We start from the raw sequence: 13,523 nt of genomic DNA, 5'->3' as shown, positions 1-13,523 counted from the left end.
CGCCCCGCAGGACCGGCATCGCGGGGCAATTTGACGCATCCTGATCTGAGGCCGCCTGGAACGGAAACGTGCGGATCTGGAACAGGATTTCCGCAGCGGGCGGCCGGATTCCCATGCCGTCGTTGCACTAAGCCTGACTTTCCCGAAAAATAGCGGGATGCGCGGTAAGATGCGCACACTTTTGCGGCTGCGAGCGGCTGAAAGGCAAGATAAACCGATGCAAGCACTTCCGGCTGTTCTGTCTCCCAGCGAGACGGCATTTTTCTTCGATTTCGACGGCACGCTGGTCGAACTGGCCCCCACGCCCGACGGCGTGCTGGTGCAACCCCAGGTCATCACCCTGCTCACCGAGCTGCGCCGGCTGACGAACGGCGCCGTCGCGGTGGTCTCGGGCCGCGGCATCGACAGTATCGACGCCTTTCTCGGCATGCCCGACCTGCCCATCGCCGGCCTGCATGGCGCCGAACGGCGCGACTCGAACGGCGACACCCAGCGTATCGGCTTTCATGATGAACGGCTCCTGCGCATGGAGCAGGTGCTGGCCGAGGTCGTCAATCAGCATCCTGGCATGCTGCTGGAGATCAAGGGCGCGGCATTGGCACTGCATTATCGCAACGCGCCGGACCGCGAGCCGGTGGCGCGCAAGGTCACCGAGCGGCTGGTGGCCGACTATCCGGGCGCCTATGTGCTGCAGCCCGGCAAGATGGTCTACGAGATCAAGCCGAAAGACGTCGACAAGGGGCGCGCGGTGCGGGCCTTTCTGGACGAGCCGCCGTTCACCGGCCGCCGGCCGGTCTTCGCAGGCGACGACCTGACCGACGAGAAGGGCTTTGCGGTCGTCAACGAGCGCGGCGGTGTATCGATCAAGGTTGGCCCCGGCGACACGATTGCGCGTTCGCGGCTCGAGTCGGTGGGCGCGTTGCTCGACTGGCTCGAGGCTGTCGTCACCACGGCGCGCGGCGCATGATGTCCGCGCGCGCTCGCATCGTTCCGAACGTCCTTCTGCACGGAAATCGCGCTTCATGAGTCGACTGATTATCGTATCGAACCGGGTCGCGCCGATCTCGGAAGGGGGCCCGGCGGCGGGCGGCCTGGCGGTGGGCGTCTACGATGCGCTGAAGGAAACGGGCGGCATGTGGTTCGGCTGGAGCGGCGAGGTGCTCGCCTCGGGGCAGCCGCAGATCAAGGTCGAAGAACGCGGCCCGGTGACGTTCGCCACCATCGCGCTGATGCGGCGCGACTACGACCAGTACTATCGCGGTTTTTCGAACGCCACCTTGTGGCCGGCGTTCCATTACCGCGCGGATTTGCTGCAGTACGACCGGCATGACTTCGGCGGCTATTGCCGCGTCAACACGTGGCTCGCCCAGCAACTCGTGCCGCTCCTGCGCCCGGACGACGTGATCTGGGTGCACGACTATCACCTGATTCCGTTTGCGCAGGCCTTGCGGGCGGCGGGCGTCAAGAACCGCATCGGCTTCTTTCTGCATATCCCGTTTCCGGCCTCGCAGGTTTTGCTGGCGGTGCCGCCGCATCGCGAACTGGTCGAAGCGCTTTGCTCGTTCGATCTGCTCGGTTTCCAGACCAGCCCCGACCTGCGGGCGTTCTGCGACTACATCGTCAATGAGGCCAACGGCAGCGTCGAGATTCCGGCTGACGGGCCGACTGTCGTGCAGGCCTTCGGCCGGACCTTGAAGGCGTCGGCGTATCCGATCGGCGTCTATCCGGACGAGATCGCGGAACTCGCGAAAGCGGGCGAGCGCGGTAAGCCGGTGCGTACGATGAAGGCCACGCTGCATTCGCGCAAGCTGATCATGAGCGTCGACCGGCTCGACTATTCGAAAGGGCTGGTGGAGCGTTTCCGCGCCTTCGAGCGGCTGCTCGAACATTCGCCCGCGCAGCGCAACAAGGTGTCGTTCCTGCAGATCGCGCCGCCGACGCGCGCCGATCTGCATGCCTACCAGGACATCCGTTTGCAACTGGAAGGCGAGTCGGGCCGGATCAACGGCCGGTTCGCCGAACTGGACTGGGCGCCGATTCTCTACATTCATCGCCAGTACGAACGGCCGGTGCTGGCTGCGCTGTTCCGGACTGCCCACGTGGGCTATGTGACGCCGTTGCGCGACGGCATGAACCTCGTGGCCAAGGAATATGTCTCGGCGCAGGACCCGGAAGATCCGGGCGTGCTGGTGCTGTCGCGCTTCGCGGGCGCGGCGCAGGAACTGGACGGCGCGTTGATCGTCAATCCGGTGGATATCGACGGGATGGCCGAGGCGCTGGCGACGGCCTTGTCGATGCCGCTTGCCGAACGTCAGGCCCGCTATCGAGACATGATGGTGCGACTGCGCGAGAACAACGTGTCGGTGTGGCGCGATAACTTCATGCGCGATCTGCAGGCGGCAGGGGCCGCGAAGGATGACGGCGAAGGCGCGCCGGTGGTACGCGAGCCGCTGGCTGGATGAGAGCAGGGTGAGCACAAAAAAAGCCGCTTCGAATCCAATCGAAGCGGCTTTTTACTTTCGGGCCGAGCCTTACGCAGAGGCGTGGCCGCCACCAACGGTCACACGACGTGTTGCTCGTCGACCTTCTTGCCGCCGGCATGCAGCGTCGCGCCTTTGCCGTACTGCTTCGAGAGCAGGTCGCGATACAGCCCGGGCCGGTTGCGCAGCTCTTCGGGCGTGCCGTCGTCGACCACCTTGCCCGTGCTCATCACGATGATCCGGTCGAAACTGTTCAGCGTCGACAGCCGGTGCGCGATGGCAACCACCGTGCGGCCCACCATCAGCCGGTCGAGCGCTTTCTGGATGGCCTCTTCGGAGGCGCTGTCGAGGGCGGAGGTGGCTTCGTCGAGCAGCAGGATCGGCGCGTTCTTCAGGATGGCGCGCGCAATCGCGATGCGCTGCCGCTGGCCGCCCGAGAGCTTGACGCCGCGGTCGCCGACGATCGTGTCGTAACCTTCCGGCATCGCTTCGATGAAGTCCGAACAGCGCGCTTCGCGCGCCGCCGCGAGCACTTCTTCGCGGCTCGCCTCGGGGCGGCCGTAGGCGATGTTCTCGTAGACGGTGCGGTGGAACAGGGCGATATCCTGCGGCACGACCGCAATAGCGTGACGCAAGCTGTCCTGCGCGATCGAGGCGATGTCCTGGCCGTCGATCTTGATCTGGCCGCCTTGCGTCTCGTAGAACCGCTGTAGCAGCGACAGCACGGTCGACTTGCCGGCGCCCGACTTGCCGATCAGGCCGACCCGCTGGCCCGGTTCGATATGCAGTTCGAAGTGATCGAGAATCGGCCGGCGGCGCGGATACGCAAACGTCACGCTCTCGAAGTCGATGCGTCCGCCTTGCGGCACGAGTTCGACGGCGTCCGAGCGGTCCGGCATGCCGTGCGGCTCGAGCAGCGTGCGTACCGCTTCCGCGAGTCGCGCGACGTGCTGCGTGACGTCGACGAGCGCGACGGCGAGGTCGCGCGTGCCGTGCAGGATCGTGAAGCCGAGCGAGCTGACCAGCACGATGTCGCCCGAGGTGGCCCGGCCGTTATCCCAGAGCCACAGCGCCCAGCCGAGCAGACCCGCCGACAGCATCGCCGTGATGACCGCGTGCAGCAGGCGCAGCTTCTCCAGATAGAGCAGGCTTTGCTGGCGCGCGTCCATCTCGGCCTTGACGGTGGCGCCGAAGCGCGCCTGCTCGCGAATCGTCATGCCGAACGCGCGCACCAGACCCATGTTGCTGATGACGTCGACGAGTTCGCCGTCCACCGAAGCCGCCTTGGTGGCGAAGTGATGATGACGCGCCGAACCGCGCCCGGCCAGCTTGTAGAGCACGACGGAGAGGATCGCCGAACAGAACATCAGGCCCGCCGCCATCAACGGATTGACGGCGATGATCATGATGATGGCGCCGAGCACGGCAATGCACGGCGGCAGCACGTTCCAGGCGGTGGTGTTCTCCGCCGTGTAGACCGCGTTCGAGGTGGCCGTGATGCGGCTCGCGAGCATGCCGGGCTGCTTTTCCGAGTAGTACGTGGGCGAGTGGCCGCTCAGGTACTGGAACAGATCGCGGCGCAGGTCGCCGGTGACAGCCACGAAGGTGTGCGCCGCGACCCAGCCGCCGACCCGCCACAGCAGGTTGTCCGCGGCAATCAGGCCGACAAGGATGGCGAACGCGCCCCACAGCGGGCCGGGATGATGCCGGCCTCCGCCGAGCACGTCGATCAGATGCTTGATGGCATATTGCGAGGCGAGCGCACAACCCACAGCCGCGAACACGCTGCACAGGACGATCGCATGAGCGAGCGGGTGGCGGCGGATATAGCGAAAAAGAAACGCAAGCGGCCTGTGCGCATAGCTCGCAAGCTTTGCGTTGTGGGCGTTACGCTGGGCGATGGTGAGATGTTCCAATTGATCGTGTGGTCGGTGTGTTTCAGGTTATGTCATGCAACGGCATGGGCCACGGGACGCATCGCCACAAAAGGCAGATGCTTCGCATTGTAAACACGCAAAAGGCATTCCGCCGTGTTCGAACGGCAACGGGACGCGACTGATTTCGCGATGGGCATCCGCAACACCTTGTTTGCTCGACCCCGCCAGGCGGCAGTCGTTCATGCAGATTGCGGAATAATTTCGGGATATAATTACAAAAGCCATTCAACGCGTGGGGACCTGAAGCTACGCGTTGAAGAGCGGCACGCATGGAAACATGGGCGGAAGAATTTGCAAAAAAGCGCTTTGCCGGCCGCGCGCCACAGCCAGCCCTTACTGTAGAACTGTCTTATAAAACAAGGGTTTGCAAAGTGTTTCCGCTTTGTAACAACGTAAAGTGTTTGAAATGTTTCGTCCCGGGAGGGGCTTCCGGCACCCATAATGCGTGCTCGGTAGTCCCACGAAAATATCTGACAGTTTGTCAACGAGTCTGACGCATGCGCGTTTATGGCACATGTACAGCCTGGTGACGATGATCAGTCTGGGCATCCTTACCAAGCGATCCATCGCAGGATTTCTCGAAGAAACAGGCCCGTGCCGGTCCCTCCGGCGCGACTGGCCAGGCGAGCAAAGCGAGTCGCTTTTAACAAACCGCAGTACTTTTGCCTGATTTTTTACGAGGAGTTCTCTCTATGCGAATCGCACAAATCGCTCCGTTGCACGAGGCGGTTCCTCCCAAGCTGTATGGCGGAACGGAACGGGTAGTGTCCTACCTGACCGAGGCACTGGTCGAACAGGGACACGATGTGACGCTCTTCGCGAGCGGCGATTCGCAGACCTCGGCGAAACTCGAAGCATTCTGGCCGCAGGCGCTGCGCCTCGACCCGACCATCCGCGACGTGATGGCCCCGCACATGCTGCTGCTGGAAGAAGTGCGCCGTCGCGCCGATGAATTCGATGTGCTGCATTTCCACATCGACTACTACCCGTTCTCGCTGTTCGCGCGCCAGCCGGTGCCGTTTCTGACCACGCTGCACGGCCGTCTCGACCTGCCCGAACTGCAACCGATCTTCAACACGTTCAGCGACGTGCCCGTGGTGTCCATTTCGGACAATCAACGCATGCCGCTGCAGCAGGCTAACTGGCTGTCGACCGTGTATCACGGCCTGCCGGAAAACCTGCTCAAGCCGATCCCCAACGTCAAGCCGGGCTATCTCGCGTTCCTCGGCCGTATTTCTCCGGAAAAGCGTCTCGACACGGCTATCCGCATCGCCGAGCAGGCCGGCATGAAGATCAAGGTTGCCGCCAAGCTCGACAAGGCTGACCGCGCGTACTACGAAGAAGTCATCAAGCCGCTGATGTCGCTGCCGCACGTCGAATACATCGGCGAAATCAGCGAAGCAGAGAAGACCGAATTCCTCGGCAACGCCCACGCGCTGCTGTTCCCGATCGACTGGCCGGAGCCCTTCGGTCTGGTGATGATCGAAGCCATGGCGTGCGGCACGCCGGTGATCGCGTTCAAGCGCGGTTCGGTGCCGGAAGTGATCGAGAACGGCGTGTCGGGCTTCGTCGTCGAAGACGAAATCAGCGCGGTCGCTGCCGTCAAGCGTCTCAATACGCTGCCGCGCGAAACCGTGCGCAAAGCGTTTGAATCGCGTTTCTCGTCGAAGGTCATGGCCCAGAACTACGTCGCGTCGTACGAAGAGCTGCTGCGCCAGAAGCGCCGCACGGTCCTGCGCGAAGTCAACGCAAGCTAAGTCCGTCAGCATTCGCCAGCCTGTCGCGGCGCCGCCTCCGGGCGGCGCCGTCCGGCGCCAGCAACGCCCCGCGTGTGTCAAACACGCGGGGCGTTGTTGCATGGGCGCCGCGCATTTGTCGCGGATTCGTCTGAAAGTGGCGTTTTGGGGGTAGGAACCGTGAGCCGCCTCGGTAATATCCCTATAATGGCCCTGCCGCAAATTTGGCTGCGGCGTCGTCGACGACAGGAGGATGCCTTGGCGAGAACGAAAGAGACGCGTGCGAACGCGGCGCCTGGCGCCGGAACGATCTTCGCGTTGCGCGCCATCGGTCTCGTGATTCTGGCTCGATGGCTGTTTTCGATGTCGCAGATGGACCTCGTCGCGTCGTTGGCCGCGATGGCCTCGTCGCCGTGGGCCTGTATCAACCTCGTCTTTCTGTTCCTGCTGATTTTCCTGCCGGGCGCGCGCGCCCAGGCCGAGCGCCCGTTTCATCCGCTGCCGCAATGGCTGCGCCAGGCGCTGCGGCTGTTCGCTTTCCTCGGATTCCTGTTCGCGGTGTTTTCGGTGGGCGCCTTCGTCTGGAGCGCCGGCGGCCGGCGTGCGATTCATGCGGTGGCCGCCACCAACGGCTGGCTGGTGGCGGCGCCCGCGCTGTATGCAGCGGTGCTGTGGATCTGCCGTCCGCGCGCGCTGTGGCGCACCAACGTGGCGGCGCGCCGCTTCGCGATAGGCCGCTATGCGATCTCCGTCGATACGGCGACGCGCACGGTGATCGTCTGGGTGGAAAGCCGCAAGCTCGGTCAGTACGATGCCCGTGAGCTGTCGGTGCGCTGGCCGGATGGGCAGGGCGATGCGGGTGTGGCGCCGGTTGCGGCACCGGTCGCGATGCCTGGCCCGGAGGACGCCGCGGCTGCAGCGAGTGCGGGTTCGTCCGCGGCTTCTGCGTCTGCCTCTGTCTCTGCTTCAGTAGCGCCGCGGGCCGCGGCGCACGCCGGTTGGCCGCACCGGCGACCCAAGGTCGAGTTGCTGTGGGACTCGCCCGCGGCTGCGGGACACAACCATCAGACGGTATTTCGCGCCGCGCTCGTGAGCGAGGGAGATCGCGTCGCCGCGCGAGCCCTCGATACCTCGCTGCGTCAGGCCTGATCCACGGACACTTTATGACCCACACCACGCCCGTCACGCACAACATCGCCACCACGCCGGAGTACGCCTCGACCGCCAAACCCTTCCGGCGCCTGCTGTTGACCGGCGCCGCTGGCAACCTCGGCCGGCAGTTGCGCGGCGCGCTTGCCGCCTGGGCCGATGTCGTGCGTGTCAGCGATATCGCACCGCTTGGCGAAGTGGCGGCGCATGAAGAGGCGTCGGTGGTGGACCTCGCCGATGCGCAGGCCGTGCATGCATTGCTGGAAGGCGTCGACGCGGTGATCCACCTGGGCGGCATCTCGGTCGAAGCGCCGTTCGAGGATCTCCTCGAAGCGAATATTCGTGGTCTCTACAACCTGTATTCGGCGGCGCAAAAGCAGGGCGTGAAGCGCATCGTCTACGCGAGCTCGAATCACGCGGTGGGGTTTCATCCGGTGACCTCGGTGGTCGATATCGACGCGCCCTTGCGTCCCGATAGCCTGTACGGCGTGACCAAGTGCTTCGGCGAATCGCTGTCGCGCTACTACTTCGACCGCTTCGGCCTGGAGACCGTGTGCCTGCGGATCGGCTCGTCGTTCGAGCAACCGAAGAATCCGCGCATGCTGGTGACGTATCTGAGCTATCGCGACTTCATCGAACTGGTGCGCTGTTCGCTCTTCACCAACCGGGTGGGGCATGCGATCGTGTACGGCGTGTCGGACAATCGCAGCAAGTGGGTGGACAACACGAAGGCGGCATTCCTCGGTTTTCGTCCGCAAGACAGTTCGGTGGAGTTCGAGCATCTGTTCTCGCCCAAGGCGCCGGACACGAACCTCGACGATCCCACCCAACGCTTCCAGGGCGGCCCGTTTGTGCTGGCCGGTCCGATGGAACCGAAGGCCTGACGGTCTGCTAAAGCGTTGCCGAACAGCGGTCCGGTTGGGAACGCGCGGCATCGATTCGCGCGGCCTTGACCGGATCCAGGTGAGCGGCCCAATCGAAGGGACTGCTTAGTGATGCGCAAAGGGCGTTTGCACATTCAGACTCTGAACGCGGCTGCCCGAGTCCGACAGCCCACTCGCCACGCCACCATACGCATTGCCATTCGCGCCGTACGCGGCCTGCTCGGCGGCGACGGTCTGCGCGCTCTGGCCGCGCTGCGACGCCGGGGCGCCGGCGATCGGGTTATACGACGGAGCAGGGCCGTAGCCGCTGCTGGCAAATGCGGGGGCGGCCACAGCGGCGCTTGCGGCGATCAGAAGGGCGGTGATGAGATGGCGGTTCATGAGATTCACTCCAATGTGCGTTAAATAAATGTCTTGTGAGTCCGGCGGCGCTCCGCTAACCGGAGACGGCGGCGCAGTGCTGCTTGTTGACCGCGCCGCTGCCGGAATAAAGCTTGTGTTGCTGACACCCGGGTCTTACTTCAGGCGCGACTGCAATTCGTTGGCGAGCTGTTTGATGGCCGCTTTCGTCGGGGCGTCTTCAGCCAGCGCGTTGAGCAAACCGAAGTCGTGGATCGTGCCGTTGTAGCGCACCGTGGTCGCGTCATCGCCTGCTTCGTCGAGCTTGCGGCCGTAGGCTTCGCCTTCGTCGCGCAGCACGTCGGACTGCGCCACCTGAATCAACGCCGGCGGCAGTCCCTTCAACTCAGCCAGCGAAGCACGCAACGGCGACGCGTAAATCTCGTTACGCTGCTTCGGGTCCTTGGTATACGCATCCCAGAACCACTGCATCATCGGACGGGTCAGGAAGTGGCCTTCCGGATAGGCGTTATACGAACCGTCATTGAAATTGTTGTCCGTGACGGGCCACATCAAACCCTGGAAGCGGATCGCGGGGCCTTGCTTGTCCTTCGCCATCAGCGAGACCACCGCGGCCATGTTGCCGCCCACGCTATTGCCCACCACCGCGAGACGGCTGCCATCTACCCCGATCTCGCTACCATGCGCCGCGACCCATTTGGTGGCCGCGTACGCCTGATTGATCGCCACCGGATAGCGTGCTTCGGGCGACGGCGTGTAGTTGACGAACACCGCCACCGCGCCGGATTGCACTACGAGGTCGCGCACCAGCCGCTCGTGAGTCGGGAAATCGCCGAGGATCCAGCCGCCGCCGTGGAAGAACATGAAGACCGGCGGCGTACCCGTGACGCCTTGCGGCCGCACGATGGTGATCGGCACGGTGATGCCGTCCTGCTCGATGGTCTGGTTCGACACATCGATGCCTGACAGATCCACCTTGACGCTGTTCTGCGCACCGACCAGCACCGCGCGCGCCTGCGCCGGGGTCAACGTATTGATGGCCGGTCCGGTGCCGCTGTTGAGCGCCTTGAGAAACTGGCTCGTCACCTGATCGGGTCCGGCGGGTGCCGCCGGGGTTGCGGCGACTGCGAAGGTCGTTTGAGCAGCGAGGGCGGCTGCAAGGAGCAGGGGCTTCAAGGTCTTCATGATGGCTTCTGGTGTGTGTGGTTGACGTGTGGGACTTAGGCGATCGTCAGCGTGACGTCGATGTTGCCGCGGGTCGCGTTCGAGTACGGGCAGACGATGTGCGCCTTGTCGACCAGCGCTTGCGCCGCTTCGCGCGCCATGCCCGGCAGCGAAATCTTCAGTTCCACTTCGATGCCGAAGCCGTTCGGAATCACGCCGATCCCCACGCTGCCGTCAATCGAGACATCCGCCGGGATCGCGATCTTGTCGCGGGCGGCGACGAACTTCATCGCGCCGAGGAAGCAGGCGCTGTAGCCGGCAGCAAACAGCTGTTCCGGGTTGGCGCCTTCGCCGCCTGCGCCGCCGAGTTCTTTGGGCGTGGTCAGCCTGAAGTCGAGGTTGCCTGCGGGCACAACAGCACGGCCGTCACGGCCGCCAGTTGCGTGGGCATGGGCGCGGTAAAGAACTTTTTCGAGGGACATGGTGAAACTCCTTTCAGTAGGTTGGGTTGCCAGTTTGCTATCTACTACTAGATAGATTGTGGCGCGAAACAACAATGACTTCCCTTTCACATCTGCCACATTATCTATCTACTCAAAGATAGATAATGTGGCCAAACAAAGAGGTGGCGTACCACCTCGTATTGAACTGCCTTACCGCGCAATTCTCACCGAAGCCTCGACATCTTCAAGCCGAGCCTTGGTGTGAAACAAGCGGGCCGCCAGCACGCTGCCCTGAAACGCTGCGAACAGCGCGCGTGCCGCATTGTCCGGTTTGCCGTTCACTGCCAGCGTCCCTTCTTGCGCGCCTTGTGCGAGAACCTTCGCGAGCCAGCTTTCGTTCGCCTTGAAAAACGCCTGCACGGCTTGCCGGATAGTGTCGGGCAGTGACTCGATGTCCGCAGCCAGCATGCCGCACAGGCAGATCTGATTGCCGTCACCAAGGGTCCTGCCGAACAGCTTCGCGTACTTGCTGAGCTTTGCATCGGCCGACAACGAAGCGTCGACAGCGTGGAGGGCGTTAAGTACCTCTTTGCTGTACTCGCTGACCGCTTCCAGGACCAGATCGTCTTTCGACGGGAAGTAGTAGTGGATGCTCGAGGTCTTTACGCCGACCAGACTCGACAGATCCCGGTAACTAAAACCGTTGTAACCGCGCAGCATGATGAGCGTGATGGCGTGGTCGAGAATCTGTTCGCGCACTGTCGTTGTCGTTTCCATGGACTGAACTTTATCTACTGATAGATAGATTGTCAAGCATGGGTGCAAAAAAATTTTCGAATGGAAAAGTGCGGTGGCGGGTGGGATAAAAAAGGCTGGCGTATGGGATACGCCAGCCGGAGGAGTGACTCATGTTTGGGGGCGGTTGCCTGGTCGACTATTCATCCATGAGCATCTCCGGGTCGTCGATCTGCCTGGCGCTGGCGCTCGCGTTGACGCCCTGCGCCGCGCGCCTCACGTCCGGCTCGGACAGGCCCTTGATCAATTCGAGCGCCTGACGTTCGAACAGCCTGCGGTACAAGCCTTTCTCGAGCTGGATCAACGCCTCGTGACTGCCTTCTTCGATGACCTTGCCCTTGTCGAGCACCAGCAAGCGGTCCAGCGCACGCACGGTGGACAGCCGGTGCGCGACGACGAGCGTCGTGCGGCCCACCATCAGCCGTTCCATGGCCTGCTGGATCAGCACTTCGCTTTCGCTGTCGAGGCTCGACGTGGCTTCGTCCAGAATCAGGATCGGTGCATCGGCGAGGAACGCCCGCGCAATCGCGACGCGCTGGCGTTCGCCACCCGACAGCTTGACGCCGCGTTCGCCCACCAGTGTGTCGTAGCCCTGAGGCAAGGTCACGATGAAGTCGTGGGCGCTGGCGAGCTTCGCCGCCCGCTCGATCTCGGCGCGGGTGGCGCCGGGACGCGCATAGGCGATGTTCTCCGCCAGCGTGCGGTGAAACAGCACCGGCTCCTGCTGCACGATCGCGATCTGGCTGCGCAACGACGCCTGGCTGACGAGGGCGATGTCTTGCCCATCGATCGTGATGCGGCCGCCCGTCACGTCGTAGAGCCGCTGGATCAGCTTGATGAAGGTCGTCTTGCCCGAGCCCGAATGCCCCACCAACCCGACGCGCTCACCCGGCGCAATCCGCACGGAGAAGTTGTCGTAGAGCGGCGTAGCGAGCGAACCATAGTGGAACGTCACATGCTCGAAACGGATCTCGCCCTTGCCGATGGCGATTGCGCGAGCGCCCGGCTTGTCCTCGATACCGAGAGCTTGCTTGTCGAGCGCGACCAGTTCCTCCATGTCGTTGACCGAGCGCTGCAGGTTGCGGATATGCATGCCCACTTCGCGCAGATAGCCCTGCAACATGAAGAACATCGTCAGCGCGAACGTGATGTCGCCCACGCTCGCTTCGCCGCGTGCCCACAGCAACAGCGCCGCGCCGAGGATCGACGCCTGGATCAGCACCAGCATGCCGCCTTGCACGCCGCCATTGAGCGTCCCGCGCACCCACGTGCGCTTGGTGCGATGGCGCCACTTGCCGATGATGCGGGCGAGCAGGGCTTCTTCGCGCACTTCGGCGCCGAATGCCTTGACGACGGTGTTGCAACTCACGGCGTCGGCCAGCGCGCCGCCCATCCGGGTGTCCCAGGCATTGGCGAGGCGCGCGGCAGGCGCGACGAAGCCGAGCGACAGCATTGCCGTGACCGCGATATACAGCAACGAACTGATGCCGACGACCGCACCCATCAGCGGCCAGCGCACGCCGAGCAACACCGTGGAGCCGACCAGCATCACGAGCGACGGAAACAGCGCGATCAGCAGCGTGTCGTTGAGAATGTCGAGCGCCCACATGCCGCGCGTGATCTTGCGCACGGTCGAGCCGGCGAAGCTGTTGGCGTGCCAGTCGGTCGAAAAGCGCTGCACGCGATGAAATGCGTTGGCGGCAATCTTGCTCATCATCTCGAGCGTCAGCGGGATGATGTTCATGAAGACGCCTTGACGCAGCAGCGTGGCGCCGAGTCCGAGTCCGGCCAGAATGCAGAACGCGGTGATGGCCGCGTGCCAGGCGGCCGGATTGCCCGCCGAGCCTGAGGCGATGGCGTCGACGAGATGCCCGGCGAACATCGGCGTGAGCACGTCGGCCAATGCCGAGAGCAGCACCAGCGAAGTGACGGCAAAGATACGCCAGGGTTGTTCGCGCCAGTGGCGAACGGTGAAGCCGAGGACGTCCTTAAAGGCTTGTCCGCGAAAGTCGAGTTTTTTAGTAGTCATTGGTCACGGCCTGGGGACACAGAGACCCCGGGATTCCAGTCAGGAGCAATAGGAATAGACAGCCGCAGCGGGCCAGAATGAACTGGTGTGCTGACTTTGGACCGTCTGGAAAATGCGCAGGCTCGCCAAAACGGCTGACCTGCGTAGGCGACTAGTTAAGGTCGCGAGGCCACGTAAAGAGTGGCAATCTGCACGCTGAACAACATGTGATGCCTCCCTTTAGTGTTGAGTGAAGTGAAGAAGATGTTGATCGGAACTGATGTCCGAGCCTCGAATATATAGTGGCTTTATTGCGGTGGCAAGCGACCGATGCCTGGATGTGGTCGATTTGGTACGAAGAATGCGGGCGTGCGGGTGGGGGCGGCGCGTGGAAAATGCGTGTCGCATTTTTGCGCGTCGTATAGAGGAGATTGCGGGGTAGTTGTAGTGCGCCCAATACACTCATAGTTGTTCGGGACGGCGCCAAACAAATTCGCAGAGCTACGCAAATACGATAGTTGAGTGCGCATCCACTTTGGGTTTCGCGCGTCGTTGCATCGTCGGAAT

Annotated in this window: 11 protein-coding genes; 5 read left to right on the top strand and 6 right to left on the bottom strand. The window is 63.2% G+C overall.

From position 1 onward, the window contains the following. The first annotated feature begins 217 nt into the window (after positions 1-217). The gene (gene otsB / locus BUS12_RS26045; protein ID WP_074300301.1) at positions 218-967 is read left to right on the top strand and encodes a trehalose-phosphatase; all 750 of its coding nucleotides are present in this window, start codon (positions 218-220) and stop codon (positions 965-967) included. A gap of 55 nt (positions 968-1,022) precedes the next feature. After that, positions 1,023-2,462 (top strand): alpha,alpha-trehalose-phosphate synthase (UDP-forming), encoded by a 1,440-nt coding sequence (gene otsA / locus BUS12_RS26040; RefSeq protein ID WP_074300300.1) that lies wholly within the window; start codon positions 1,023-1,025, stop codon positions 2,460-2,462. 98 nt (positions 2,463-2,560) lie between these two features. On the opposite strand, the gene BUS12_RS26035 is transcribed toward otsA, so the two are convergent. After that, a complete protein-coding gene (locus BUS12_RS26035) occupies positions 2,561-4,396 on the bottom strand; it encodes an ABC transporter ATP-binding protein (protein WP_074300299.1) in 1,836 nt (611 codons plus the stop codon). Between the two features lie 713 nt (positions 4,397-5,109). Between BUS12_RS26035 and BUS12_RS26030 the strand changes: the two genes are divergently transcribed. The 3 genes from BUS12_RS26030 to BUS12_RS26020 all read left to right on the top strand — a co-directional run bounded on the left by BUS12_RS26030 (position 5,110) and on the right by BUS12_RS26020 (position 8,186). Next, the gene (locus BUS12_RS26030; RefSeq protein ID WP_074300298.1) at positions 5,110-6,174 is read left to right on the top strand and encodes a glycosyltransferase family 4 protein; all 1,065 of its coding nucleotides are present in this window, start codon (positions 5,110-5,112) and stop codon (positions 6,172-6,174) included. 237 nt (positions 6,175-6,411) lie between these two features. Beyond that, the gene (locus BUS12_RS26025) at positions 6,412-7,302 is read left to right on the top strand and encodes a hypothetical protein (RefSeq protein ID WP_074300297.1); all 891 of its coding nucleotides are present in this window, start codon (positions 6,412-6,414) and stop codon (positions 7,300-7,302) included. Between the two features lie 14 nt (positions 7,303-7,316). Further along, the gene (locus BUS12_RS26020) at positions 7,317-8,186 is read left to right on the top strand and encodes an NAD-dependent epimerase/dehydratase family protein (RefSeq protein WP_074300296.1); all 870 of its coding nucleotides are present in this window, start codon (positions 7,317-7,319) and stop codon (positions 8,184-8,186) included. Between the two features lie 105 nt (positions 8,187-8,291). Here the strand turns inward: BUS12_RS26020 and BUS12_RS26015 are convergent, their stop codons facing one another. The 5 genes from BUS12_RS26015 to BUS12_RS25995 all read right to left on the bottom strand — a co-directional run bounded on the left by BUS12_RS26015 (position 8,292) and on the right by BUS12_RS25995 (position 12,977). Next, complete coding sequence (locus tag BUS12_RS26015) at positions 8,292-8,567, bottom strand: hypothetical protein (RefSeq protein WP_074300295.1); 276 nt, start codon at positions 8,565-8,567, stop codon at positions 8,292-8,294. Positions 8,568-8,702: 135 nt separating this feature from the next. After that, on the bottom strand, positions 8,703-9,731 hold the full coding sequence (locus BUS12_RS26010; protein WP_074300294.1) for an alpha/beta hydrolase: 1,029 nt from the start codon (positions 9,729-9,731) through the stop codon (positions 8,703-8,705). Between the two features lie 35 nt (positions 9,732-9,766). Continuing rightward, positions 9,767-10,192, bottom strand: coding sequence for an organic hydroperoxide resistance protein (locus BUS12_RS26005; protein WP_074300293.1), 426 nt, complete (start codon positions 10,190-10,192; stop codon positions 9,767-9,769). Between the two features lie 171 nt (positions 10,193-10,363). Next, the gene (locus BUS12_RS26000) at positions 10,364-10,930 is read right to left on the bottom strand and encodes a TetR/AcrR family transcriptional regulator (RefSeq protein WP_074300292.1); all 567 of its coding nucleotides are present in this window, start codon (positions 10,928-10,930) and stop codon (positions 10,364-10,366) included. A gap of 157 nt (positions 10,931-11,087) precedes the next feature. Beyond that, entirely contained in the window at positions 11,088-12,977 is a 1,890-nt protein-coding gene (locus BUS12_RS25995; protein ID WP_074300291.1) for an ABC transporter ATP-binding protein, read from the bottom strand. Positions 12,978-13,523 lie beyond the last annotated feature (546 nt).

The sequence above is a fragment of the Paraburkholderia phenazinium genome (assembly GCF_900142845.1).
GTDB lineage: Bacteria > Pseudomonadota > Gammaproteobacteria > Burkholderiales > Burkholderiaceae > Paraburkholderia > Paraburkholderia phenazinium_A.
The sequence above is the reverse complement of the archived record's forward strand: the minus strand, read 5'-3'. Positions and strand labels throughout refer to the sequence as shown.